Here is a 23679-nt window from a genome sequence, read left to right on the forward strand (position 1 = left end):
TGTTACACCATCGTCATGACCGCGAGCATGACGGATCGCGCCCGGAAAGAGGAACGTTAAATGTATATCGGGGTTGATTGCGGCACCCAGAGTACCAAGGTGGTGGTGGTCGATGTCGAGGGAGGCATGATCCTGGGTGAGGCCAGCCGTCCCCACCGCTTGATCGAGGGCGACAACGGCTGCCGCGAGCAGCAGCCCAGCGATTGGCTGGAGGCCTTTCGTGGCGCCTTTCACGAGGTGGTGGCGAAGGTTGGAATCGATACCCGTGCGATCCGTGCCATCGGCGTGTCCGGTCAGCAGCATGGCTTGGTGGCGCTGGATGCTCGGGGCGAGCCGGTACATCCGGCCAAGCTGTGGTGCGATACCGAAACGGCGGTGCACAATGCCGCCCTGGTCGAGCGGCTCGGCGGGGAGGCGGGGTGCCTGGACAAGCTGGGGTTGGTGCTGCAGACCGGTTATACCGCGTCCAAGCTGGCCTGGCTGCGCGACACCCATCCCGACGCCTATCGCCGCGTCGACAGTGTGTTGTTGCCCCACGATTACCTGAACTTCTGGCTGACCGGCGAGCGTGTCGCCGAGGCCGGCGACGCCTCGGGCACCGGCTATTTCGACACGATGGCACGGCACTGGCGCCACGACGTGTTCAGTGAGATCGCCCCGGAGCTGGATGCCGAACGCGTATTGCCGCGCTTGATAGAATCCCACGAGCCGGCCGGGGTGGTGCGCCCCGAACTGGCCCGCGAGCTGGGGCTCGCCGATGGCGTGCTGGTCGCCAGTGGTGGCGGCGACAATATGCTGGGGGCCATCGGCACCGGCAACATCGTCCCGGGGCTGGTCACCCTGAGCCTGGGCACCTCGGGCACGGTGTGTGCCTATTCCGCCGAGCCGGTGCGGGCCGAGAGCGCCATGGTCGCCAGCTTCTGTGCCAGCAGCGGTGGCTGGCTGCCGCTGATCTGCACCATGAACGTCACCTCGGCCACTACGCGGGTACGTGAGCTGTTCGAACTCGATCTGATTGCCTTCGGAGAACGACTCGCCAGTGCCCCGATCGGGGCGGAGGGTGTTACGATTCTGCCGTTCTTCAATGGCGAGCGGGTACCGGCCTTGCCACATGCCTCAGCCAGCTTTCTGGGATTGACCAGCGTCAACACCACCCAGGCCAACTTGTGCCGTGCGGTGGTTGAAAGCGCGACCTTCGGCATGCGCTATGGTCTCGAACTGCTCGGTGACTTGGCCAAGGGTGCCAGTCAGATCCGGTTGATCGGTGGTGGAGCCAAGAGCCCTGTGTGGCGTCAAATGGTCGCCGATGTCACCGGGACCCAGGTCATCTGTCCCGAGATTACCGATGCCGCGGCGCTGGGCGCCGCCCTGCAGGCGGCCTGGTGTGACCGGAACGCCACGACCTCGCTCGAGGCGTTATGCGCGCATCTGGTACGGCTCGACGAGCGTTCGCTGGCCAACCCCGCGCCTGCGCATGTCGAGGCCTACCACGAGGTCTATGCGCGTTATCGTCAGGCGCTCGCCGAGCGGCATGGCATTCCGGTCTGAATCCACGTCTTGTTTAGGAGCTGGTTTATGACGACCCGACTCGATGCACTCAAACGTCATTCCCTGGTAGTCGCCGACACCGGCGATCTCGATGCCATTCGTCGCTATCGCCCCCAGGATGCCACCACCAACCCCTCATTGCTGCTCAAGGCCTTCGACCTGCCCGACTATCAAGCCCTGATCGATGAGGAACTGGCGGCAGTCAAGGTCGAGGGTGGCGACCTGCAAGTCCAGGCCGAGCATGCCGTGGATCGCCTCGCGGTGGCCAAGGGTTGCGAGATCACCAAACTGGTTCCGGGGCGGGTATCCACCGAGGTGGCCGCCAAGCTGTCCTTCGACACCCAGGCCAGCATCGCCAAGGCCCACGAACTGATCGAACTCTATGAACGCCGCGGCGTCGGCCGCGATCGGGTGCTGATCAAGCTAGCCTCGACCTGGGAAGGCATCCGTGCCGCCGAGGTACTGGAAAAGGAAGGCATCAACTGCAACCTGACGCTGCTGTTCAGCGAAGCCCAGGCCCAGGCCTGCTTCGATGCCGGGGTGTTCCTGGTCTCACCGTTCGTCGGCCGGGTCACCGATTGGTACAAGAAGGAGACCGGCCAGGAGTACACGCCGGAGGAGGATCCCGGTGTACTGTTCGTGCGCAAGGTCTGTGAACGGGCCGGCCGGGGCGGTTACGACACTGTGGTGATGGGAGCGAGCTTCCGCACCACCGGCCAGATATTGGCGTTGGCGGGGTGCCACCGCCTGACCATCTCCCCGGCACTGCTCGAGGAGCTGGCCGCCGACGAGGGAGATATGGAGCCCAAGGTGGTGTTCCCAGCCCCCAGCGACAAGCGCCCGGTACCGTTGACCGAACCCGCGTTCCGCTGGGAGCATAACCGCGACGCCATGGCCAACGACAAGCTGCCCGAGGGCATCCGCCGCTTCGCCGACGACCAGGCGAAGCTCGAGGAACGCATTGCCGAGCGGCTGACGTCGCTATGATGGCAGCCTAGGCTGTTGCCTCGATCGCTCCTACCACAACCGCCATAGCGCAGCGGTGAGGATCCCAGCGCCGATGGCGGGGAGCGGTTTGCGAGTGGCGAGCATCACGCCCAGGGTGGCGACCAGCGCCAGCCGGGCTGCCCAGTCGCCGTGGACGGCCATGGGCGTGATCACCGCCACCAGGACCGAGCCGGCCATGGCATTGATGAAGCGCTCGACCCGCGGGCCGATCGGCACACGCGACATCACCAGCACGCCGCCGGCGCGGGTCAGGTAGGTCACCAAGGCCATGATGACGATGGCGAGCAGGGCGCCGGCGGGACTGACGGGCAAGCTCATGCCGAGGCCCTCCGCGAGCGAGCCTTACCGGGCATCAGCAGGCCGGCCACGCCACCGGCCAGCGCGCCAACGATGACGTGCGAGTTCTCCGGCAGCCAACGCAGTGCCGCCAGGGCACTGAGGGCCGCGACGCCCCACGGCAGCAATATCGACAGGTCACGCTTACCGTCGACCAGCATCGCCAGCAGGAAGCAGCCCATGATCACGTCCAGCCCGAAACGTTCCGGCTCGCTGATGCCGCTGCCGAATACCACGCCCATCAGGGTACCCAGCATCCATGCCAGCCACAGCGCGATGCCGCCACCGACCAGCATGCCGACATTGGTCTCGCCGCGCTGGTAGTCCGCCGCCGCCATCGCCCAGTTGGAGTCGCTAAGCACCACCAGCCCCGCATAGCGCTGCCCGGGGGGCAGATGGCGCAGCCAGGGATACAGCGCGGCACCCATCAGCAGATGGCGGGCGTTGATGGCGAAGGTGGTAGCGATCAGCGCAATCAGCGGAATCTGGGGCCCCCATAGCTCCAGTGCTGCGAACTGGGCGGCCCCGGCGAACACCAGGCCGCTCATCAGGAGGGTTTCGAGCCCCGACAGGCCACGCTGCAGCGCCGCCACACCGAACGCCAGCCCGAAGGCAATCACGAACAATGACAGTGGTGCCATGCGCTTGAGGCCGGACAGGATACCGGCCAGGTCGAGCTGGGCGCCCGGCGTCGGGGATGCAGACATGTGAGCCTCGCGACGATTCCATTAGCAGAGTAAGGTTTTCTATCCTGCGCGCTACCCGGAAAACCGGCAACCCGGGAGGTTCACTGATTCCAGACATCGGCCACGATCTCGTAGCTGCGCAAGCGATCCTCATGAGCATAGACATCGGTGGTCAGTATCAACTCGTCGGCGCCGGTGCGCTCGAGGAAGTCCACCAACCCCTCGCGTAGCGTCTCGGGGCCGCCGATCACCGCGGCGCCCAGGAACTGCGAGACCTGCGCCTGCTCCTGGGGCGTCCAGTCGAGCCGCTTCACCGGGGGCAGTGACTGGGTGCGCTTGCCGCGGATCAGATTGAGGAACTTCTGTTGCGCGGTGGTAGCCAGAAACTGTGCCTGGTCATCACTGTCGGCGGCAATCACCGGCATGCCGACCATGGCATAGGGAGCCTCGAGTGCCTCGGAGGGCTGGAAGTGGTCGCGATACAGCCGCAACGCCTCGAACAGATAGCCTGGCGCGAACTGCGCGGCGAAGGCGAACGGCAGGCCCAGCCGTGCCGCGAGCTGCGCGGAGTAACCACTGGAGCCCAGCAGCCACAGTGGTACCCGCGTGCCCTGGCCCGGCACGGCCTTGACCCGTTGGCCCGGTTCCGCGTCATCCAGATAGCGCTGCAGTTCGGCGACCTGGTCGGGGAAATCGCTGACACCGGAGTAGGGGTCGCGGCGCATGGCGGCCATGGTGGCGCCATCGGAGCCCGGCGCCCGCCCCAGTCCCAGGTCGATACGCCCAGGGTAGAGGGTCTCGAGAGTGCCGAACTGCTCGGCGATCACCAGCGGCGGGTGGTTAGGCAACATGATGCCGCCGCTACCTACCCGGATTCGCGCGGTATGCCCCGCCACATGGCCGATCAGCACGGCGGTGGCGGCGCTGGCGATGCCGTCGATATTGTGATGTTCGGCCAGCCAGTAGCGGGTGAAGCCCAGGCGTTCGGCCTGCTGGGCAAGATTCACTGTTTCGCGGAAGGTGTCCGCGCCGCTGCCGCCTTGACGGATCGGGGCCAGATCGAGGATGGACAGCGGGGTCGAGGCGAGTCGGCTCATACGGCACCTGATGCTGGAGAAATTATTAGCCTGCTTGCAATTTTGTTGGTATGGGGGCCGTGAGCGGGAATTGCAATCCTTCGACATCGTGACTGGGAAGCGATAGTGCTGGTGGGTGCCGATGCCTTCGAGGCCGAACGGCTTAGCGTGGAAGACCGATTGCGCCGTGCTCCTGCGGTCAAACGGCGCATCAGCCGGCCCGATACCTGAATGGTCAGGGAATGGCGTTCGGCCTATGATGGGGCGGAGACCGGAATCGTAGCGCCGGTGGTACGTTACCATGCCTATTCGCAAATCCCTTCACGGTGCCACACGTCGTGCGCGGCACGGTGCCAGGCAGCGTCGAGCGCCGGTGTCGTTCGATCGTTGGCTGGACCGACTGGTGGCCATCGCCGTGTCGACCGCGCTGCTGGTGGGCGGCGTGGCGCTGGCTGTCGCGTTCTTGTGATGAGCCGCTCGCCGCAGGCGTGGATGAGCGCCATTCCCTTCCCCGTGCGAGGAGTGTCCACCCATGAAGATCGTGATCCCCGATGACTATCAGGACGCCGTCAGGGCACTGGCCGCGTTCGACAAGCTCGCCGATCATGAGGTGACCATCTTCAACGACACCGTCACCGACCTGGATACCTTGGCCGAACGCTTCGCCGATGCCGAGGCATTGGTGCTGATCCGCGAGCGTACCTCGATCGGCGAGGAACTACTCGCTCGCCTGCCCAGGCTCAAGCTGATCAGCCAGACCGGCGGGGGTACGGCGCACATCGACCTCGAGGCCTGTCGTCGCCACGGCGTGACTGTGATGACCGGCGGCGGTTCGCCTTATGCTCCCGCCGAACTGACATGGGCGCTGGTGCTGGCGACCATGCGTCATCTGCCCCAAGAGGTGGAAAACCTCAAGGCCGGGCGTTGGCAGCGGACCCTGGGCACCGGGCTGCGTGGGCGCACTCTGGGTATCTTCGGCTACGGCAAGATCGGTCGTCTGGTGGCTCGCTATGGCCAGGCTTTCGACATGCCGATCCTGGTCTGGGGCCGTGACAGTACCCGGCAACGCGCCCACGACGCCGGCCACGAGGTCGCCAACAGCCAACGGGAGTTGTTCGAGCGCGCCGATGTGCTCAGCCTGCATCTGCGTTTGAACGAGGGCACGCATGGCATCGTCGGCGCCGATGACCTGGCGTGCATGAAGCCATCGGCGGTGCTGATCAATACCAGCCGTGCCGGACTGATCGCCCCTGGAGCACTGGAGGCTGCGTTGCGCGCCGGTCGCCCGGGGCGCGCCGGTATCGATGTGTTCGATGAAGAACCGCTCTACCAACATCCCATGTTGTCGTTGCCCAACCTGGTGGCCACCCCGCACCTGGGTTATGTCGAACGGGACAGCTACGAACTCTACTTCGGCGAGGCCTTCGACAACCTGCTGGCCTTTGCCGCGGGCTAGGGGTAACCCCGGAGTCCGTCATGGGAATCCGTCGGGGTCTCTTTTCCTAGGGATTCTCCAGCGATCTGGCCAGGGCCCACAACCCGACCAGCAGCAGCAAGAGGCTGGCGGGAACCAACACCGGCGTGATGCTGACCACCGCACCGGCGATGGGCAGTCCCAGCCAGATCAGCACCAGTGGAGCGCAACAGGCACCCCCCACCAGCAGTGCCGGCAGCGCCGCCAACAGGCCGGTGTTGGCGACGGGTGAGCGACAAGCACGCGGAGCCCGCCAGACCAGCCAGCCCGCCCCGACGTTCAGCCCTGCCAGTGCCCCTATGACCACGGCCAACAGGGTATTGATCGGGCTGAATGTCCAGACGATGGCACCCAGCGTGATCAGGCCGACAGGCTCGAACTGGAACGCGGCGCGTGTCTCGAGCGCATGGTTCCAGGCCGGAAAGCTGGCGTGAAGCCCGCCTCCGCCGCCACCGGCAATGTCTCCGCTCAGCCACAGGTAGAGTCCGGTATAACCCAGCGCCACCAGCAGGGCGGCATAGCGAGTGTCCGCGCGGCGCAGGATAGCGACCAATAGCTCTCTCAGTGCCCTCATCGTCGGTCACTCATACACGGCAGTGTCGGGATAGAAGGCGGCCCAGGCGAACCACATGGCCTCGAAGGCATTGACCGGCTCCAGTTTCTCGATGCCGGGGCCACTGACGCCTTCGGGGCCGAAGCGCAGGGCTGTCGCATCGATCTCGATCGCCTCGGGATTCTGAAATGCCCAGCCGGTACCCAGCCCCGGGTCGTGAATCACCACGTAATCGCTATCGCCAAGGCGGGTCTCGATGACGCTTTCCTCGCGCAGCGTGCCGCGGTCGATGGCCAGGGCCCCATCCTCGGTGCGCAGGCCGAAGACCATCTCCTTGGGAGCGTAGCGGCCATCCTGGTTCATCACCGGGAACAGGTGGCGGCTGTCGGGACGGTAATACCCACCCAGGGGGTGGTAGCTGCCATAGGGGTCGCGGCGATAGTTGCGCACGTAGCCGGTCTGATCGGTGAGTACCCGGGTCTCGGGATGGCGCGCCTTCCAACGTTCCCAGGTGGTCCAGAACAGGCGGAATTCCTCCAGCCCCCGGCCGGCAAGCTCACCATCGATGGCCACGCCGAGAATCTGCGGCCAGGCGCTGTCGGTGGCACGGTCGTACATCACCAGGTTGCTGTTGACCAGATTGCCGGAGACGCCCAGTTCAGTATCGCCACGCCGGAAGCCCAGGGCCGTGCCGGTCAGCGGGCAATAGGTGATGCTCAGCGGTTCGCCGTCGATCTCGTCGTTGACGATCTCGTGCCATACCAGAATGCGCTGGGGGTAGGCGCGAGCCTCGCCATGGCGATAGACGCCAATCACGATATCCTCGTCCCGCAGAAAGCCTTCGGCCTGGGCGGCGGACTGGAAGCGGGGCTGGTCGATGGAGGGAATGCCATCCTTGCCGGGACCGCCGGAACGCACCGCCTCACGGAAGGCATCCAGTGAGTAGACCACCGGCACCGAGGGTGGCGTGATGTTGGGTGGCGCGGCCAGCACCGCTACCAGGGGCGTCAGCAGTGCCACCAGGGGCAGGGCGGCCTTGAATACGTTCAGGGATGACATAGGACACCTCGCAGGCAGGATCCCGCATGCGCGGGTTCCCCCTCCAGCAGTGCCGAAAGGAGCCCGCAACCCTGAATCTCGGTCGTGGTGCCATCGCAATCCTTACAGCGGCACGCCACGCAGAGTAGAAGTGTCGTTGCCCCGCCAACGCGGTGTTCAGGTCGCTCTCAGCGCACTCCGAACACCCTTGCAAAGACCATGGCCCCCAGCCCCCAGGCGCCATTGATCACGAAGCCGCCAACGAAGCGCATCGGCAGGGCGGCCAAGTTCAGCCCCATCCCCTTGAGCGGGAATACCACCAGCAGCGCCACCAGGGTGAGCGCCACGCCGCCGAATATCCCTGCCTTCCACCACAGCCCGTGGGTGATGTCGCGCCAGGTGAACAGCCCGAGCATCGCGATGCCCCACACGCCACCCCAGAAGCTCGCCGAGAACCAGCCAGGCACCCCCAATGGCGGCACCGGCTGGATGGAGAAGGGCGCAAAGGGGATGGCGCCATAGGCATGCAACAGACCTACCACTGGCTGATGGAAGCACAGCACGGCGAGAAAGCCGGCGATAAAGGCGAGCACGACAAGACGTAACATCGAGACCTCCCACTCCCTGGGCCCAACAGCCAGTATGGCAGAGGTTGGTCCAGCTGCATGGTTTCAGCTCAGCGAGTACACGTGCCCCTCGCCGATGAGGACTGCCTGGCCACCGATGCGAATCGTCATGGCGCCTGCATCGTCGCGACGAACCTCGGCGAGTATCAGGCTGGCTCGTCCCATCTCGATGCCCTGTTCGATCTGCCACTGCCAGTGGCCCGGTCCTTCCCTGTGTGTGGCCAGGAAGCCCGCCAGCGCAGAGGCGGCACTGCCGGTCGCCGGGTCTTCGTGCAGGCCGCCGAGTTCGGTGGAGAACATCCGCGCGTTCAGGGCTTCCCCGTCGTTCACATAGAGATAGATCTGCTCGACATGGCTGGGTGAGACGTGTTGCAGCCAACGCGGGGAAGAAGGCTGCGCCTGGGCGAGCGTTTCCCGAGAGTCGAGTTCGATCAGATGGAAAGGCAGACCGCAGGAGGCAACGACCGGTGTGGCGATGACCTGAGACGGTGCCAGGCCAAGCAGGGCAGCGGCTGTCGTCCGGTCGAGAGAACTGACGCCGATCTCGACAGGCTGCGCGGTGGTGAAATAGGCCAAATCGTCTTCGAAACGTACCTCCAGATCGCCGACCCTGGCTTGCAGGGTCAGCGGCTGCCCGCGCTCGGCCATGCCCAGCGCTACCAGCAGATGCGCGGTACCCACCGTGGGATGACCAGCGAAGGGCAGCTCGGTGGAAGGCGTGAAGATCCGGATAGGGAATCGGTTCTTTGCCGTGGGAGTGCCGACGAACACCGTCTCCGACAAGTTCAACTCGTTGGCAATGGCCTGCATCCGGGACTCGGCCATGCCTTCTGCCTCGGGAAACACGGCCAAGGGATTCCCCGCAAAGGGGCGACCGCTGAAGACGTCCAGTAGCAGATAGCGATGGTTGTCCGGGGGCATACGGCTTCTCCTGTATGGTTGGGTATCACTTCCAGAACGGCTTGCGTCCTTCGCATTCGGCATCGATGCGATCGATACCGATATCGTCGAGCAGATGACTGTCCAGGCGCAGCAGCTGGCGCCGGGAGCAGTGACGCTGACATTGCCGCTTGAAGGCGGTGCGCAGTTGTTTCAAACGCTTGAGGAGCATGGCTGTGGTCTCCTGTCAGTGGTTCCATGACAGGCTACGATCGATTCAGGCATCGATACAGATTCAGATCTATAGTATTTTTACGATACAAATGGGAAGAAAACCCGACTGTATCGCTGATTATCACTGTATCTGTATCGGTCTATTCGGCATCCAGAGATAACTGTCATGAAGCGCTATGAGCAGGTGGTACAGACGCTGGCCCAGCGTATCGAGCAAGGGGTGTATCGCGTCGGCGATCGGCTGCCGTCGATTCGTGCCTTGTGCCGCGAACAGGGAGTGAGCGTCTCCACGGCGCAGGAGGCGTATCGACGCTTGGAGGAGGCCGGCTTCGCCGAGGCACGTCCCCGATCGGGCTACTACGTCCTGCCCAGGACGACTCCCAGCGTGTTGCCCAAGGTATCGCGCCCCGCGCAGCGGCCGCTGGATGTCTCGCAGTGGGACCAGGTGCTGGAACTGGTGAGAGGAACGCCGGGCGAAGACGAGATGCTGATGCTGGGGCGTGGCATTCCCGATCTGGGCGCGGCGACGCTGCGACCGTTGCAGCGACTGTTGGCTACCCTGCATCGGCGTGTCGATGCCCGCGGGCTCAACTACGACAGCCTGGCGGGGAGCCGCGAGTTGCGGCAGCAGGTAGCGCGGCAGGCGACGACGTCCGGCTGTCTGCTGCACCCGGACGATGTCCTGATCACCACCGGTTGCCAGGAGGCGCTGTCGCTCAGTCTGCGTACTCTGACGGCCCCGGGCGAGGTGGTAGCGGTGGATTCGCCGAGCTTCTACGGCACCATGCAGATTCTCAAGGCTCAAGGCCTCAAGGCATTGGAGATTCCCACCGATCCGCAGATCGGTATCAGCCTGGAGGCTCTGGAGCTGGCGCTGGAACAGTGGCCGGTGCGCGCCATCCAGGTCACGCCGACCTGCAACAACCCGCTTGGCTACACCATGCCCGAGCCCCGCAAGCAGGCGTTGGTGGCGCTGGCCCAGCGTTTCGATGTGGCAATCATCGAGGACGATATCTACGGCGATCTGGCCTTTACCACTCCACGCCCCAGGACCATCAAGAGCTTCGACGACGAGGGGCGGGTGTTGCTGTGCAGCTCCTTCTCCAAGACGCTGGTGCCGGGACTTAGGGTGGGCTGGATGGCCCCGGGACGCTACCGCGACCAGGCAATGCACATGAAATACGTCTCCACCGGCGCCTCGGCGACCCTCCCCCAGCAGGCGGTGGCCGAATTCATCGCCCATGGCTACTACGAGCGTCACCTGCACGAGATGAACCGCCAGTACCAGCGCCATCGCGACATCCTGCTCGGCTGGGTCGAGCGCTATTTCCCGGCCGGCACCGGCGTCAGCTATCCGCAAGGCGGGTTTTTGTTGTGGCTGGAATTGCCGGGAGGCATCGACTGCGTACGCCTCAACGATCGACTGGCCAGGGAGCGCTTGCATATCGCGCCGGGCTCATTGTTCTCGGCGTCGGGCAAATACCGCCACTGCCTGCGCCTCAACTATGCCGCGCCGTTGACGGCTTCCATCGAAGCGGCAGTACAACGTGTCGGCGAAACGGTCATGGCCATGCAGGAGGAACAAGCCGCACTGGTGTCGTGAGTGGCGATCCAGGGGCCAAGCCAAGTGGTCTCCTGGTTATTCGATCGTCTGGGTATTCGGCTCTCTGGGTGGTTGTGCCGTGGCCTCATCGAAGCGGTCGACCCGCCGCAAGGGAGCAAAGATTCGTGACCACGCACCGACCACCGCCAGGGTGCCGAGGCCGCCGATCACCGCCGCCGGCACCGCGCCCAACCAGGCGGCCATGCTGCCGGCACGGAACTCGCCGAGTTCGTTGGAGGAGCCGATGAACAGCATGTTGACGGCATTGACCCGGCCGCGCATCTCGTCCGGTGTGGCCAGTTGGATCAGCGTCATGCGCACGTAGACGCTGATCATGTCGGCGGCGCCGGCGACCGCCATGGCGATGAGTGAGACCCAGAACAGTGTCGAGAGCGCGAATACCAGGTTGGCGAGGCCGAACACCGCCACCGCGGTGAACATCACCAGGCCGGCATGTCGCCGGATGCCACGCATGCCCAGATAGAGCCCCATCAGCAAGGCCCCGACAGCGATGGCGCTGCGCAATGCGCCCAGTCCTTCGGGCCCGACATGCAGGATGTCCTGGGCATAGATCGGCAACAGTGCCACCACTCCGCCCAGCAGCACGGCGAACAGGTCCAGCGAAATGGCACCGAGAATGATCGGCTGCGAACGGATATAGCCAATGCCCGCCGTAAAACGCCGCCAGGCCGTGGCTTCGCGAGCCTTGGTTTCCTGCGCATAGCGGACCGGCACGGGCACCAGCAAGACCAGGGCCGTGACGAAGCAGCCCAGGCATACCGCATAGGCCAGGCTACCACCCATGGCGTAGAGGATGCCGCCCAGCAGCGGCCCGCCGATCACGGCGATCTTCATGATCGAGCTGTTGAGCGCGATGGCCTGGGCCAGTTGAGTGCGCGGCACGATATTGGGCAGCAGGCTCTGTAGCGTCGGCCCGGTGAAGGCACGTGCACAGCCGAACAGGGCCAGTACGAGATAGTAGAGCGTGACATCGCCGTTGCCGGAAGCGGAAAGCGCAAGCAGCAGGGCGCTACACAGGCCCTGTACGGCCCAGCTCAGTTGCAGGATGCGCTTGCGCGGGAAGCGATCGACCAGGTCGCCGGCGGGCAGCAGCAGGACCACCATGGGCAGGAACTGTGCCAGGCCCACATAGGCCAGTGACATGGGGTCGCGGGTAATGTCATAGACCTGCCAGGCGACCACCACCGCCTGGATCTGCATGGCGAACACTGCCGCCAGGCGCGACACCAGGAAGGCCAGGAAGCCTGATTGGCGGTGCAGGGCAAGAGGGGCGGCGTCGGAATCGTAGGCCAGGGAATCGGATCTCATGCGCATGCCGTTCTGCGAAACGAGCTTCGATTCTAAAGGCAGGCGCTGGTTTTGCCATCCGACTAATCGATAATCTGCTAACGAGTGTCAGTCGCTGAGATAATGCCGACGGTAGCCGCCGGCGCCGAATCAGGTAGTGGATGGGCGAGGTGGTAGTGGCTGACCTTAACGGTAGTCGACCCACACCGCTCCGGCATCGGCGGAACGCACGCAGTTCTCCACCCAGCGCACGCCCTCGACGCCCGCCTCGATATCGGGGATCCCCAGCGCCTCGATGGCCGTGATATCGCCACGATCCATCGCCTCCATGGCCAGCGCGAAGCGATAGTAGAGGTTGGACCAGGCCTCGAAGAGCCCCTCGGGATGGCCGGCGCCGATGCGGTCGTCCTCCAGCGCCTGCGGGTAGAGGTAGTCCATACCGCGCTCCAGGATCCGCACCGGCTGGCCCTGCACCTCGTAGCGCAGCTGGTTGGGGTGCTCGTCCCACCACTCGACACTGGCCCGGGAGCCGATGACCCGCACCTTCTGGCCGTGCATGGAGCCGGCGTTGACCGCCGAGGCCCACAGGTGCCCCATGACGCCGCCCTCGTACTCCATCAGCACGTAGGCGTTGTCCTCCAGCGGCGCGCGGCTCGCCACGAAGCTCTGCCGCGAGCACAGCAGCCGCTTGATCCGGAGTTGCGGCAGCATCGCCTCGGCGAGGTAGTAGGGGTGGGTCGCCAGGTCCCCGAGTACGTAGCTGGGCCCGGCATGGCGTGGGTCGACCCGCCACTTGGTGCTGGGGTTGGCCTGCTCGACGGCCTCGCTGTGGAAGCCGTGGGCGAACTGCATATGGACCATGCGGATCTCGCCCAGGTCACCGTTGGCGATCATCTCGCGTGCCTGGCGGATCAGCTGATGGCCGGCGTAGCCGTAGGTCACGCCGACGATACACCGCCGTTCCCTGGCCAGGGCGCGCAGCCCTTCGGCTTCCGCCACCGTGAAGCACAGCGGCTTCTCGCAGATCACGTGCAGCCCGGCCTCCAGCGCCGCCTTGCAGATGGCGAAGTGGGTGCTGTTGGGCGTGGCGATGGAGACTGCCTGGATACCGTCCTCGCGTTTGGCCTCCTCGGCGAACAGCGTCGGGTAGTCCGGGTAGCAGCGCTCCGGCGCCACCCGCAACGACTCGCCGAATTCGCGCCCCCGCGCCGGGTCGATGTCGAAGGCACCGGCCACCAACTGGAAGCTGTTGTCGCGCAATGCCGCGCAGCGGTGGCTATAGCCGATCTGGCTGCCGCGGCCGCCCCCCACCGTCGCCCAGCGGATGGGCGCAGAAACTTTCAGGTCACCCTGGATCATGGTCCTTTCTCCTGTTAGACGTCGGCCTGGAAGCCCTGGCCCTTCAGGTAGTCGAGGCTGGCGGTGACATCGGCGAGGCTGCCATCGGCATCGCGGGGATCGCGCTCCTGCTCGATGGTGATGTAGCCCTGGTAGCCGATCTCGTTGAGCAACCGATAGATGGCGTCGTAGTCCACGATGCCCTGGCCGATGGGGCACATCACCCCTTGGGCGCAGGCGTCGAAGAAGTCCACCTGCCTGGCCATGACATCGTCGAAGATTGTCGGCTCGATGTCCTTGAAGTGCAGGTAGTCCAGACGCTCGGCGTGTTCGCGGATCCAGGTAACGGGATCCATGCCCGAGTAGTAGAGGTGGCCGGTATCCAGGCACAGGCCGGCGGTTTCGTAGGGGATATCCGCCATCAGGCGCAGAATCTCGTCCTCGAACTCGATGTAGCCCCCGGCATGGGGATGGATGACGGCGCGGATGCCGTACTCGCGGCGGGCCAGCTCGGCGATGGCGCGGATGTGATCCATCAGGATGGCCCACTGCGCATCGTCAAGCCGCGGCGCCTTGTCGGGATGCCCCGCATGGAGGCTGCGCTCCGCGTGAACGTGGTCGATCAGCACGAGGTAGGGGGCTGGATAGTGTTGGCCGGGCTCGCGTGGCAGCTTGGGCAGTTGCTTGAGGAAGCGGCATATCTCGTGTGTCTGCCTGACCAGGCTGTCCCGGTTGGCGGGATCGACCAGGTCGTCGAAGATGGTGCCGGCGACCACCTTCAGGTCGCGCTCGTCCAGCGCCTTGCCGAGCAACTCCCTGTCCAGGGGCAGATAGCCGTAAGGACCCAGTTCCAGCCCCTTGTAGCCCGCCTGGGCGGCCTCATCCAGTACCTTCTGCCATGGTGGCAGATGGGGATTGCCGACGTGGTCGACGCCCCAGCAGCAGGGCGCGCTGGCGATTCGCATGCTCATTCGGGAGGCTCCTTCTCTGTTGTAGTGACGGGCTCCTGCCCAATCGGTATTCCTTGTGCGCTGGACCGATGGGGTGGTACCAATCGAGACGGGCCGGCCAGTAGCCGGTCCGTTGAGGGCCCCGGAATGCCCGACGCGAGGCTCAGGCGTTATGCGGCTCGCGGCGGTTCTTCATCCACATCGTGGCGGCGACGAAGTAGAGCCCCGTCAGCGGTACGACCAGCCACTTATAGGTCTCGACATAGTCGATGGCGTTGGCGCCATCCCCGATCCAGGCCCAGAAGCTCGCCAGCAGGATCACCACCAGGCAGCCGAAGGCCAGGAAATACCAGGGATCGCGGCGATTGACCGGGGCGTGAGGCTGAGCAGTGATGCTGGGCGGTTCGGGCGGATCCACCGGGCCGTAGGCCGCTTCGTAGTAGTCGATGCCGGACTCGGTCTCGACCCCCATGACGCGACACAACAACGGATAGACGATGAAGGACGTCAGCCACACCGGGATGAATACCGTGAACAGGTGGACCTGGGGCAGGCTGATCATGAGGATACCCACCACCACCCCGGTGACCCAGGTCAGGATGGCGGGGCGGTTGTCCTCGAGGCCCCGGTGCTCACGCCACAGCGGACGGATGCCAATCCGGGGCAGCACGAAGTGCTCGGCGGCGATAATGGCGCCGATGGGGGCCATGGCCATGATCAGGTAGGACATGACGTCCAGGAGCGAAGTGAAGGCAAAGGGGAAGCAGGCAATCACGGTGGTGACGGCACCCACCGTCAGGCTGACGTTGAAGGGCTTATGACGATGGAACACGGACTGGAAGGCCAGGCCCGCCCGATAGAGGCTCGGGATCGAGGTGGTCCAGCCGGCGACCACCACGGCCACCAGGCCCATGGCCCCGAGAATACGGTAGGCGATGGCGCCCGGGTCCAGACCGATCAGCTGTTCCTTGAGAAGCAAGGCGGCGGTGGCACCCAAGATGCCGGCGCAGACCCAGGCCATGAAGTGGCCGATGTACATGCCTGCCGCGGAGAAGTAACCATAGGAAGATTTGCGCGCGAAGCGCAGGATGCTCATGTCGCTCATGCCCAGATGCATCGGCAGGTTGACGCCCCAGGCCCAGGCGGCGATGACCCAGATGCTGATCCCCGCCTCGCCGTCCGGCGTCTGCCCGGTCCAGACCAGCCCGTCAAGCACCGCACCCAGGCCGTTCAGGCCCTGCTGGTCGCCCAGGTGGAGGACGATCGGCACGGACAGGATGCCGCTGACCAGGAACATGGTCGCCATCCAGGGCGCGCAGACCGTCGAAAAGTTGGCGATCAGCTTGAAGCCCTTCAGCGTCAGGAAGACGGTGAAGGCGCCCACGGCAAGCGCCAGCACCACGAAACTGACGCTGGTCGGGTAGAGACCGGTCTGCGGCGGAATGTCGGTCATGGCCCGAAACGCCGAGGCCGACACGGTGATCATGGCACCGGCCACCACGGCATAGAAGATACCGTTGACGAGGTTGTAGAGGAAGGAGACCTTCTTGCCCGCCAGCCGGGCCAGATACCAGTAGATCGTCATGCGCGAGCGTGTCGCCACCGGGCTGCAGACCCAGGCCCAGGACAGCACCGCCATGAAGTTACCGAGGATCAGCCCCCAGATCAGATCGCTGGTACTGACCCCCAGGGTCACCAGGGCGGCACCGATGACGAACTCCGTGCCCGCCACGTGCTCCCCGGAATAGGCCCCGAGAAAGTACTTGCCGCTGAGCTGCTTGCTGGGCGGAATGCGTTGACGTTCGAACTCACTGCCTTGGTCGGCGTCAGTTGTGGACGTGCCGACCTCGGGCGTTGAGAGGGGCGCGCTCTTGGAACTCATGAAGCATCTCCGATTCTTGTATGGGGTTCACGATGGCATGCGATCACCACCGGAGAAGTTGCATGGAATAATCGATGGCATGAATGGAATGTATATTCCATTTAGTTGGTAATCAAATTATCCGTTCTATACTTTGGTATTAGTGGAACACTGATTCCGGCTTGAATATCCCCATCGTTACCCATACAAGAACGCCGGGCTGGAGGGCCCGGCGCGAAGGTCACAATAGCCTGCTCCCGTCCAGCGGGATCAGTTGCGACGCATGTACTGATCCATGTTCTCCGGGGTCACCAGCTCGAAGGGGATCCACACGGCGCTGTCGATCTCTGCACCATCGACCAGCTTACGGATGGTGTCGACAGCCCCCTCGCCCTGGGCGGCGCCGTTCTGAAACACTGTGATGTCGAGCTCGTCGGCCTGCATGGCGGCAAGGGCATCGCTGGTGGCATCGATCCCGGCGACGATCACCTCGTCCATGTCGTAGCCGACATTCTTCAGCGCCTGAATGGCACCGATGGCCATCTCGTCGTTGTTGGCGATCACCGCGTCGAACTCGACGCCCGATGTCAGCCAGTTGGTCATCAGGTCGTTGGCCTCGATGCGCTGGAAGTCGGCAGCTTGCTTCTCGACGACCTCGAGCCCGCCGCACTCGTCGGTGGCGATGACATCGTGGATATCCTGGGTCCGTACCTGGGCGGCGTTGTCGCCCAGGGTCCCCATCAGCACCAGCAGTTTGCCCTCCCCACCCAGCAGGCGGCAGACCTCTTGGGCCTGCAGGGTCCCGGATTCCTTCTCGTCAGAGCCGACGAAGGCCTGGTTGTCGGGTAGGGAGTCGAGATCGACGGGCTGGCGGTTCACATATACCAGCGGAATGCCCGCCTGCTCGGCGGCGCGGGTCATCGCCTGGGTGGAGTCGGTATGCACCGGCTGAACGATGATGCCGCCGACGCCCGCGGCGATGAAGTTCTGCACCTGGCTGAGTTGGCGGCCAATATCGTCCCGGGCATCCTCGACATTCACCGCCATGCCCCGCTCCTCGGCAGCCGCTTCGAGACTCTCACGCAGGCCGATGGCGAAACGATCGTTGAGGTTGAAGAAACTGACGCCGATCTCGAGATCGTCTGCCAGCGCAGTCGCGGTCAGTAGGGTGGCGGCGAGCGAGATCAGGCTGAGCTTTTTCATGATCTTTTACCTTTGTTGTTGTCTTGCTGGGTGTGCTTCTTACTTGCTGATGGTTTGCTGCAGGGCGTCGATGGAGGACTGGATGCCCGCCTCGGTGGACATGGTGAAGTCTTCCATCTCGAGGCTGACCCAGTCGTTGTAGCCAACCATGCGCACGACGGAGAAGAACTCCTTCCACCACTGCAGGTCGTGACCGGCGCCGACGGCGACGTAGTTCCATGCGCGGTTGGCGACGTCGGTGACGTCCTTCAGTTCGAGAAGACCGTTCACATCGGCCAGACCGCGCTCGATGCGGGTGTCCTTGCCGTGGCAGTGGTGGATCGCCTCGCCCAGGGCACGGGCCCCGGCGATTGGGCATGCCCCTTTCCAGAACAGATGTGACGGGTCGAGGTTCATGCCAACCTTCGGACCCACTTCGTCGCGCAGGCGGAACAGAGTCTCGGGGTTCCACACCAGCATGGCGGAGAAATTTTCCAGCGCGACTTTCTCGACACCCACTTCATCGGCGAGCTTTACGAGCCGATGCCAATAGGGGAACGCGCAATCTTCCCACTGGTAGCGGTCGCGTTCGGGCATCTCATCGGGCCAGCTCTTGGTGTAGACGAGCCAGTTCGGCACGCTGTCACCCGGCGCGGCGGGCGGCAGACCGGACATGGTCACGATCTTCTTCACGCCGATTTCCCCGGCCAGACGGATGGTCTGTTCGAGCTCCTTGCGATGACGCTCGCCAAGCGCGCCGGGATCGAGCGGGTTACCCGAGCAGTTGAGGGCGGCGATCTCGAGACCGCGGGCCTCGATTTCGTTGAGCCTGGACTTCAGCAGGCTCTTGTCGGCCAACAGGTCGTCAGCGCGGAAATGTGGCGCCGGCGACCAGCCGCCACCGGTCATCTCGATACCTTCAACCCTTAGGGCGACGCATTTATCGAGCATCTCGGTGAAAGAGAGATCGCCCATCACATCGGTGCAGATGGAAAGTTTCATTGTCGTGGTTTCCTGATTCGTTAGTGTGCGGACGGCTGAAATCTCATTGGTAATCGACCCATGCCGAGCCTGCGTCTGCTGAGCGCACGCAGTTCTCGAGCCAACGCACGCCTTCGGTGCCAGCCTCGATGCCCGGGTAATGGTGGGTTTTCAGGAACGCTTCGTCGCCGCGCCGCTTGGCGTCGATGGCCTGGGCGATCCACAGATAGATGTTTGCCCAGCTGTCGCCGAGGCCTTCGGTGTGCAGCGCGCCCATGCGATCGATCGCGAGGCTTTCCTCTTCGAGGTAGGGCATGCCGTGGTGCAGGGTACGGTTCGGTTCCCCCTGCACTTCGTAGATCAACTGGTCGGGATGGGCATCGGACCACTCGAGGGAGGCCTTGGAGCCGACGAAGCGGTAGCGCTGGGAGCCCATGTTGCCGGCGTTCACCGACGACACCCAAAGGCGGCCACGGGCGCCGTTATCGTAGTGGGTCAGCACGGTCGCGTGGTCTTCGAGCGGTGCGCGGGTCGGAATGAAGGCCTTGCGGTCGCAGAGCAGCCTTTCGATCTTCATATGCGGCAGCACCACCCCGGAGAGGTAGTAGAGGTGCGTACCGATATCGCCCAGCACGAAGGTGGGACCCGCGGTTTCGGGGTTGGTGCGCCATTTCACGGCCTCGCCCGCACCCACGTCGTCGCCCGAGTTGAAGCCATGGGTATATTGCAGGTCGACGATGCGGATCTCGCCGAGCATGCCCTTCTTGACCATGGCGGCCATCTGGTGGACCAGTGGATGACCGGTGAAACCGTAGGTCACGCCCACGATCAGGCCCTTATCCTCGGCCAGTTTCGCCACCTCTTCGCACTCGGCGACGGTGAAGAACAGCGGCTTTTCGCAGATCACGTGCAGACCCGCTTCCAGGCAAGCCTTGGTGATCTCATAGTGGGTGAAGTTGGGCGTGGCGATCGACACCACCTCGACGCCGTCTTCGCGCGCGATCTCTCCCGCAATGAGATCCTGATAGGTCGCATAGCAACGATCCTCGGCCACACCGAGGTTGATGCCGAAATCGCGACCGCGCTCTGCGTCGAGGTCGAATGCGCCGGCAACCAGTTGGTAGGTGCCGTCCCGCTGGGCGCCGGTGCGGTGCTTGTAGCCCACCTGACCGGTGCGACCGCCTCCCACCATGCCCCAGCGCAGGGGGCGTTGGATCTTCTTCTCGCCATTGAGCATGTCGTGATTCCTTGTCGGTTGTCGTGACTCGAGTGTTTTGCACCCGGTTGCAATTGCGGCCGAAAAAAATGCGCAAGCTGTGTTGCGCCTGTCAGCTCACCGAGAGGAGGCTCTTGCTGCCTGTTTGCACCCGGTTGCAAACAGCGTAGAATGGGTAGAATTATTCCGTCAAGGAAATATTGTGAATAAAAATTCCAAACCCCAGGCGAACCAGAAGGTCACGGCCAGCGACGTGGCGGCAAGAGCGGGGGTGTCCAAGTGGACCGTCTCCAGGACCTTCACCGAGGGCGCCTCGGTCTCTCCCCGGGCGCGAGAGCGTGTGCTCAAGGCCGCAGCGGAACTCGGCTACCGACCCAATCTGCTGGCTCGTGGTCTGACCAAGCGCCAGACCCATATCGTGGGCCTCGTGGTCGACGAGATGGACAACCCCAATTTGCTCGCACTGATCAATGCCACCACCTCGCAGTTGCAAAGCAGAGGTTATCTCTCCATGCTGCTGAACATCACCGAGGACAACCGGCATGGCGCGGCCATCTCGTTGGCCGACCAGTTCCAGGTGGATGGTCTGATCTTTCTCGGTACGGTATTGAACGATGAACTCGTCAGTCTGGCACGGGACATCCGCCATATTCCCCTGGTGGTGCTCTATCGTAACTGTGAAGATCCCGACATCCAGGTCGTCTCGACGGATGGCTATGCCGCCGGACGGGAGATCGCCGAACTTCTCGTCACCCAGGGTTATCGGCGGATTGGCTATATGGCGGGCCCTGTCAGTGAATCGACTCGTCTTCGCAGGCTCGGTGGCTTCCAGGATGGCCTGGCCAGGCATGGCGTGACCGGTATCGAAATACTGGAGGCCGATCACTACCGACGCGATAGAGGTTTTACCGTGCTAGGCGATTACCTGGAGGCCACCTCGGAGCGCGATCGCGTCGAGGCGCTGTTCTGCGAGAATGACATCCTGGCAGTCGGCGCGCTCGATGCGCTGTCAGCGCAGGGACTGTCCGGGAGCATGGCCATTGTCGGCTTCGATGATATCGAGCTGGCGGACTCGCCGCGCTACGAGTTGACCACCTATCGGCAGCCCATGCAGGCGTTGGTTGCCGAAGCCATCCACCGTGTCGTTGACCGGTCGGCCGCAGAGAACCACCAGCTCCTACCGGGTGAACTGATCCTCAGGAAGTCGCACCTGCTGAATTCGTAACTCCATATCAAGAGTGCCGGGAGCCATATGGCCCCGGCACTTCTTCTGTGCATAATTCCAAGCAGAATCAGTGTGTCGGCATGGTGAAGTGGTTGGTTTCCGCACGGATACCGCTCGGCCAGCGCTGGGTGATGGTCTTCATGCGAGTGTTGAAGCGCACGCCATCGGGACCGTGCATGTGCAGCGGGCCGAACAGCGAGCGCTTCCAGCCGCCGAAGCTGTGGAAGGCCATGGGTACCGGGATCGGCACGTTGACCCCCACCATGCCCACCTGGATCTGCTCGCAGAACTGGCGGGCGGCGTCGCCGTCACGGGTGAAGATGGCGGTGCCGTTGCCATACTCGTGGTCGTTGATCATCTTGACCGCGTCGTCGTAGCTGTCGGCGCGGGCGATGGCCAGCACCGGGCCGAAGATTTCCTCGCTGTGGATGCGCATCCCCGGCTTGACGTGGTCGAACAGCGAGCCGCCGACGAAGTAGCCATGGCCGGCACCTTCGACCACCGCTTCGCGACCGTCGACCACCAATTCCGCGCCTTCCTCGACGCCGGTGGCGATGTAGCCCTTGACCTTCTCCAGGTGCTCCCTGGTGACCAGCGGGCCCATGTCGTTGTCGGGGCCATCGACGATCCCCGGACCGACGCGCAGCTTGGCGAGCTCGGCAACGAGCTTCTCGCGCAGGCGCTCGGCGGTTTCCTTGCCCACCGGTACGGCCACCGAAATGGCCATGCAGCGCTCACCGGCCGAGCCGTAAGCAGCCCCCATGAGGGCACCGACGGCTTGGTCGAGGTCGGCGTCGGGCATCACCACCATGTGGTTCTTGGCGCCGCCCAGGGCCTGGACGCGCTTGCCATGCGCGGACGCCGTGGCGTAGATGTATTCGGCGATCGGCGTGGAGCCGACGAAGCTTACCGCCTGGACACGCTCGTCGGTGAGCAGCACGTCGACGGACTCCTTGTCGCCGTTGATCACGTTGAACACACCGTCGGGCAGGCCGGCTTCCTTGAGCAGTTCGGCCAGGCGCATCGGTGTGGAAGGATCCTTCTCGGAGGGCTTCATCACGAAAGTGTTGCCGCAGGCCAGCGCGATGGGGAACATCCACATCGGCACCATGGCCGGGAAGTTGAACGGTGAGATACCGGCACACACGCCCAGCGGCTGCATCAGCGAGTAACTGTCGACACCGGTACCCACGTTCAGCGAGTGCTCGCCTTTCTGCAGGTGCGGAATGCCGCAGGCGAATTCGACGACTTCCAGGCCACGGGTCAGTTCGCCCTTGGCATCGGAGAACACCTTGCCATGCTCGCTGGAGATCAGTCGGGCGATCTCGTCGGCATTGGCCTCCACCAGTTCCTTGAACTTGAACAGGATGCGCGCGCGCTTGAGCGGCGTGATCTTGGACCACGAGGCGAAGGCCTCGTCGGCAATGCGTACCGCTTCGCGGGTCTCGTCGACAGTGGCCAGGGCCACCTGGGCGCTCTGCTCGCCGGTGGCGGGATTGTAGACCGGGGCGAAACGTTCGCTGCGGCCCTCGACGAGGCTGCCATTGAGATAATGATGAATCTGGTTCATAAGAAAACCTTCGATGCTTCCGGTTGAAGATAAGGGGCTCGGTTCCCAGGGCGCGTCATGCGTCGACACTGAACCCAGCCTGTTCGGCCAGCGACTTGAGGTTGCGATACCCCACGCGGGCATAGGTCAGCGGATGCGCGACTTTCGGGTCCTGCTCGGCTTCCACCACCAGCCAGCCCTGGTAGCCCTGTTCGCACAGGTGTTTCAGGCCGGGCAGGAAGTCGATGTTGCCGTCGCCGGGCACGGTGAATACCCCATCGAGTACACCATTGAGGAAGCTCTTGTCGCGGTTGCGCAGCTCATCCAGCACCGGGAAACGAATGTCCTTGCAGTGCACGTGCTTGATGCGTGAGGAGTAGCGCTTGGCGATGGCCAGCGGGTCGCCACCGGCGCCCACCAGGTGGCCGAAGTCGAGCAGCAAGCCCACCGAGTCGCGGGTGTTATCCATCAGCCGCTCGACGTCGGCCTGGCTCTCCACCACGGTGCCCAGGTGGTGGTGGTAAGCCATGTGCACGCCCTGCTCCTTGAGGTAGTCGCCGACGATGTTCAGTCCCTCGGTGAGGCGTTGCCATTCGGCATCGTTCAGGTGCGGGCGCTGGGACAGTGGATGCGACTGGTCGCCGTGCACGCAGTGGGTGACCTCGCAGAACACCATGGCCTTGGCGCCACACTGCTTGAGCAGGTTCAGGTGATCCTTGACCGCCTCGATCTCCTCCTCGGGGCTGCGTTCCAGCAGATTGCTGGAGTACCAGCCGGAGACCAGTGACAGGTCGTGCTTGTCCAACACTTCGGAGAGAGCCTCCGGGGTGCGGGGGAACTTGTGGCCCAGTTCGAAGCCGCTGAAGCCGGCCTCGCGGCCTTCCGACAGGCAGACCTCGAGCGGTGTCTCGCCACCCAGGCTGGGCAGGTCGTCATTGGTCCAGGTCAGCGGGTTGATTCCCAGTCTTACGCTCATGACGCGCTCCTAGAATAAAAAAACTAGTTATC

Annotated in this window: 23 protein-coding genes; 6 read left to right on the forward strand and 17 right to left on the reverse strand. The window is 64.0% G+C overall.

What is annotated here, in order from left to right:
* Positions 1-60 precede the first annotated feature (60 nt).
* Both xylB and tal read left to right on the forward strand, forming a co-directional pair.
* Positions 61-1548, forward strand: coding sequence for a xylulokinase (xylB, locus tag ACFOEV_RS03600; RefSeq protein WP_386771687.1), 1488 nt, complete (start codon positions 61-63; stop codon positions 1546-1548).
* A 27-nt stretch (positions 1549-1575) separates the two neighbouring features.
* Positions 1576-2535, forward strand: a complete 960-nt coding sequence (tal, locus tag ACFOEV_RS03605) for a transaldolase (protein WP_386771689.1) — start codon at positions 1576-1578, stop codon at positions 2533-2535.
* A gap of 30 nt (positions 2536-2565) precedes the next feature.
* On the opposite strand, the gene ACFOEV_RS03610 is transcribed toward tal, so the two are convergent.
* From ACFOEV_RS03610 to ACFOEV_RS03620, 3 genes are all read right to left on the reverse strand, one after another.
* On the reverse strand, positions 2566-2874 hold the full coding sequence (locus ACFOEV_RS03610) for an AzlD family protein (protein ID WP_386771691.1): 309 nt from the start codon (positions 2872-2874) through the stop codon (positions 2566-2568).
* Positions 2871-3599 (reverse strand): AzlC family ABC transporter permease, encoded by a 729-nt coding sequence (locus ACFOEV_RS03615; RefSeq protein WP_386771693.1) that lies wholly within the window; start codon positions 3597-3599, stop codon positions 2871-2873. The genes ACFOEV_RS03610 and ACFOEV_RS03615 overlap by 4 nt, the downstream gene beginning before the upstream one ends.
* Positions 3600-3679: 80 nt before the next feature.
* On the reverse strand, positions 3680-4675 hold the full coding sequence (locus tag ACFOEV_RS03620) for an LLM class flavin-dependent oxidoreductase (protein ID WP_386771695.1): 996 nt from the start codon (positions 4673-4675) through the stop codon (positions 3680-3682).
* A gap of 280 nt (positions 4676-4955) precedes the next feature.
* On the opposite strand from ACFOEV_RS03620, the gene ACFOEV_RS03625 reads away from it, so the two are divergent.
* Both ACFOEV_RS03625 and ACFOEV_RS03630 read left to right on the forward strand, forming a co-directional pair.
* Positions 4956-5123 (forward strand): hypothetical protein, encoded by a 168-nt coding sequence (locus ACFOEV_RS03625; protein ID WP_386771697.1) that lies wholly within the window; start codon positions 4956-4958, stop codon positions 5121-5123.
* Between the two features lie 63 nt (positions 5124-5186).
* Positions 5187-6110, forward strand: coding sequence for a D-2-hydroxyacid dehydrogenase family protein (locus tag ACFOEV_RS03630; protein WP_386771699.1), 924 nt, complete (start codon positions 5187-5189; stop codon positions 6108-6110).
* A gap of 46 nt (positions 6111-6156) precedes the next feature.
* Here ACFOEV_RS03630 and ACFOEV_RS03635 read toward each other — a convergent pair whose 3' ends face one another.
* The 5 genes from ACFOEV_RS03635 to ACFOEV_RS03655 all read right to left on the reverse strand — a co-directional run bounded on the left by ACFOEV_RS03635 (position 6157) and on the right by ACFOEV_RS03655 (position 9456).
* Positions 6157-6702: a hypothetical protein gene (locus tag ACFOEV_RS03635; RefSeq protein ID WP_386771701.1), complete on the reverse strand. Its 546-nt coding sequence runs from the start codon at positions 6700-6702 to the stop codon at positions 6157-6159.
* 6 nt (positions 6703-6708) lie between these two features.
* Positions 6709-7740, reverse strand: coding sequence for a DUF3179 domain-containing protein (locus ACFOEV_RS03640; RefSeq protein WP_386771703.1), 1032 nt, complete (start codon positions 7738-7740; stop codon positions 6709-6711).
* Positions 7741-7907: 167 nt separating this feature from the next.
* Positions 7908-8327, reverse strand: a complete 420-nt coding sequence (locus tag ACFOEV_RS03645) for a hypothetical protein (RefSeq protein WP_386771705.1) — start codon at positions 8325-8327, stop codon at positions 7908-7910.
* 63 nt (positions 8328-8390) lie between these two features.
* Positions 8391-9266 (reverse strand): PhzF family phenazine biosynthesis protein, encoded by an 876-nt coding sequence (locus tag ACFOEV_RS03650; RefSeq protein ID WP_386771707.1) that lies wholly within the window; start codon positions 9264-9266, stop codon positions 8391-8393.
* Positions 9267-9291: 25 nt separating this feature from the next.
* Positions 9292-9456: a DUF1127 domain-containing protein gene (locus ACFOEV_RS03655; RefSeq protein WP_386771709.1), complete on the reverse strand. Its 165-nt coding sequence runs from the start codon at positions 9454-9456 to the stop codon at positions 9292-9294.
* Between the two features lie 168 nt (positions 9457-9624).
* Between ACFOEV_RS03655 and ACFOEV_RS03660 the strand changes: the two genes are divergently transcribed.
* Complete coding sequence (locus tag ACFOEV_RS03660; RefSeq protein WP_386771711.1) at positions 9625-11061, forward strand: aminotransferase-like domain-containing protein; 1437 nt, start codon at positions 9625-9627, stop codon at positions 11059-11061.
* Between the two features lie 36 nt (positions 11062-11097).
* Here ACFOEV_RS03660 and ACFOEV_RS03665 read toward each other — a convergent pair whose 3' ends face one another.
* The 7 genes from ACFOEV_RS03665 to ACFOEV_RS03695 form a co-directional block, all read right to left on the reverse strand.
* A complete protein-coding gene (locus ACFOEV_RS03665) occupies positions 11098-12390 on the reverse strand; it encodes an MFS transporter (protein ID WP_386771713.1) in 1293 nt (430 codons plus the stop codon).
* Between the two features lie 165 nt (positions 12391-12555).
* On the reverse strand, positions 12556-13728 hold the full coding sequence (locus tag ACFOEV_RS03670) for a Gfo/Idh/MocA family protein (protein WP_386771715.1): 1173 nt from the start codon (positions 13726-13728) through the stop codon (positions 12556-12558).
* 14 nt (positions 13729-13742) lie between these two features.
* A complete protein-coding gene (locus tag ACFOEV_RS03675; protein WP_386771717.1) occupies positions 13743-14678 on the reverse strand; it encodes a TIM barrel protein in 936 nt (311 codons plus the stop codon).
* 142 nt (positions 14679-14820) lie between these two features.
* Positions 14821-16539, reverse strand: coding sequence for a purine-cytosine permease family protein (locus ACFOEV_RS03680; protein WP_386771719.1), 1719 nt, complete (start codon positions 16537-16539; stop codon positions 14821-14823).
* Positions 16540-16788: 249 nt separating this feature from the next.
* Complete coding sequence (locus tag ACFOEV_RS03685; protein WP_386771721.1) at positions 16789-17721, reverse strand: sugar ABC transporter substrate-binding protein; 933 nt, start codon at positions 17719-17721, stop codon at positions 16789-16791.
* Positions 17722-17760: 39 nt separating this feature from the next.
* Positions 17761-18702 (reverse strand): sugar phosphate isomerase/epimerase family protein, encoded by a 942-nt coding sequence (locus ACFOEV_RS03690; RefSeq protein ID WP_386771723.1) that lies wholly within the window; start codon positions 18700-18702, stop codon positions 17761-17763.
* Positions 18703-18745: 43 nt separating this feature from the next.
* Complete coding sequence (locus ACFOEV_RS03695; protein WP_386771725.1) at positions 18746-19918, reverse strand: Gfo/Idh/MocA family protein; 1173 nt, start codon at positions 19916-19918, stop codon at positions 18746-18748.
* Positions 19919-20099: 181 nt separating this feature from the next.
* On the opposite strand from ACFOEV_RS03695, the gene ACFOEV_RS03700 reads away from it, so the two are divergent.
* On the forward strand, positions 20100-21122 hold the full coding sequence (locus ACFOEV_RS03700) for a LacI family DNA-binding transcriptional regulator (protein WP_386771727.1): 1023 nt from the start codon (positions 20100-20102) through the stop codon (positions 21120-21122).
* A 67-nt stretch (positions 21123-21189) separates the two neighbouring features.
* Here the strand turns inward: ACFOEV_RS03700 and ACFOEV_RS03705 are convergent, their stop codons facing one another.
* Together ACFOEV_RS03705 and iolE are read right to left on the reverse strand one after the other, a co-directional pair.
* Positions 21190-22692: a CoA-acylating methylmalonate-semialdehyde dehydrogenase gene (locus ACFOEV_RS03705; RefSeq protein WP_386771729.1), complete on the reverse strand. Its 1503-nt coding sequence runs from the start codon at positions 22690-22692 to the stop codon at positions 21190-21192.
* 55 nt (positions 22693-22747) lie between these two features.
* The gene (gene iolE, locus ACFOEV_RS03710; RefSeq protein ID WP_386771731.1) at positions 22748-23647 is read right to left on the reverse strand and encodes a myo-inosose-2 dehydratase; all 900 of its coding nucleotides are present in this window, start codon (positions 23645-23647) and stop codon (positions 22748-22750) included.
* Positions 23648-23679 lie beyond the last annotated feature (32 nt).

Source organism: Litchfieldella rifensis (assembly GCF_042646605.1).
Taxonomy (GTDB): domain Bacteria; phylum Pseudomonadota; class Gammaproteobacteria; order Pseudomonadales; family Halomonadaceae; genus Litchfieldella; species Litchfieldella rifensis.

Excerpts from the sequence above, each read along its gene's own strand:
- ACFOEV_RS03630 (WP_386771699.1), top strand. The coding sequence starts at position 5,187 with ATGAAGATCGTGATCCCCGATGACTATCAGGACGCCGTCAGGGCACTG.
- ACFOEV_RS03690 (WP_386771723.1), bottom strand. The coding sequence starts at position 18,702 with ATGAAACTTTCCATCTGCACCGATGTGATGGGCGATCTCTCTTTCACC.
- ACFOEV_RS03620 (WP_386771695.1), bottom strand. The coding sequence starts at position 4,675 with ATGAGCCGACTCGCCTCGACCCCGCTGTCCATCCTCGATCTGGCCCCG.
- ACFOEV_RS03610 (WP_386771691.1), bottom strand. The coding sequence starts at position 2,874 with ATGAGCTTGCCCGTCAGTCCCGCCGGCGCCCTGCTCGCCATCGTCATC.
- ACFOEV_RS03675 (WP_386771717.1), bottom strand. The coding sequence starts at position 14,678 with ATGAGCATGCGAATCGCCAGCGCGCCCTGCTGCTGGGGCGTCGACCAC.
- ACFOEV_RS03685 (WP_386771721.1), bottom strand. The coding sequence starts at position 17,721 with ATGAAAAAGCTCAGCCTGATCTCGCTCGCCGCCACCCTACTGACCGCG.
- ACFOEV_RS03660 (WP_386771711.1), top strand. The coding sequence starts at position 9,625 with ATGAAGCGCTATGAGCAGGTGGTACAGACGCTGGCCCAGCGTATCGAG.
- ACFOEV_RS03615 (WP_386771693.1), bottom strand. The coding sequence starts at position 3,599 with ATGTCTGCATCCCCGACGCCGGGCGCCCAGCTCGACCTGGCCGGTATC.
- ACFOEV_RS03640 (WP_386771703.1), bottom strand. The coding sequence starts at position 7,740 with ATGTCATCCCTGAACGTATTCAAGGCCGCCCTGCCCCTGGTGGCACTG.
- ACFOEV_RS03645 (WP_386771705.1), bottom strand. The coding sequence starts at position 8,327 with ATGTTACGTCTTGTCGTGCTCGCCTTTATCGCCGGCTTTCTCGCCGTG.
- ACFOEV_RS03665 (WP_386771713.1), bottom strand. The coding sequence starts at position 12,390 with ATGAGATCCGATTCCCTGGCCTACGATTCCGACGCCGCCCCTCTTGCC.
- xylB (WP_386771687.1), top strand. The coding sequence starts at position 61 with ATGTATATCGGGGTTGATTGCGGCACCCAGAGTACCAAGGTGGTGGTG.
- ACFOEV_RS03705 (WP_386771729.1), bottom strand. The coding sequence starts at position 22,692 with ATGAACCAGATTCATCATTATCTCAATGGCAGCCTCGTCGAGGGCCGC.
- ACFOEV_RS03655 (WP_386771709.1), bottom strand. The coding sequence starts at position 9,456 with ATGCTCCTCAAGCGTTTGAAACAACTGCGCACCGCCTTCAAGCGGCAA.
- ACFOEV_RS03670 (WP_386771715.1), bottom strand. The coding sequence starts at position 13,728 with ATGATCCAGGGTGACCTGAAAGTTTCTGCGCCCATCCGCTGGGCGACG.
- ACFOEV_RS03625 (WP_386771697.1), top strand. The coding sequence starts at position 4,956 with ATGCCTATTCGCAAATCCCTTCACGGTGCCACACGTCGTGCGCGGCAC.
- iolE (WP_386771731.1), bottom strand. The coding sequence starts at position 23,647 with ATGAGCGTAAGACTGGGAATCAACCCGCTGACCTGGACCAATGACGAC.
- ACFOEV_RS03695 (WP_386771725.1), bottom strand. The coding sequence starts at position 19,918 with ATGCTCAATGGCGAGAAGAAGATCCAACGCCCCCTGCGCTGGGGCATG.
- tal (WP_386771689.1), top strand. The coding sequence starts at position 1,576 with ATGACGACCCGACTCGATGCACTCAAACGTCATTCCCTGGTAGTCGCC.
- ACFOEV_RS03635 (WP_386771701.1), bottom strand. The coding sequence starts at position 6,702 with ATGAGGGCACTGAGAGAGCTATTGGTCGCTATCCTGCGCCGCGCGGAC.
- ACFOEV_RS03650 (WP_386771707.1), bottom strand. The coding sequence starts at position 9,266 with ATGCCCCCGGACAACCATCGCTATCTGCTACTGGACGTCTTCAGCGGT.
- ACFOEV_RS03680 (WP_386771719.1), bottom strand. The coding sequence starts at position 16,539 with ATGAGTTCCAAGAGCGCGCCCCTCTCAACGCCCGAGGTCGGCACGTCC.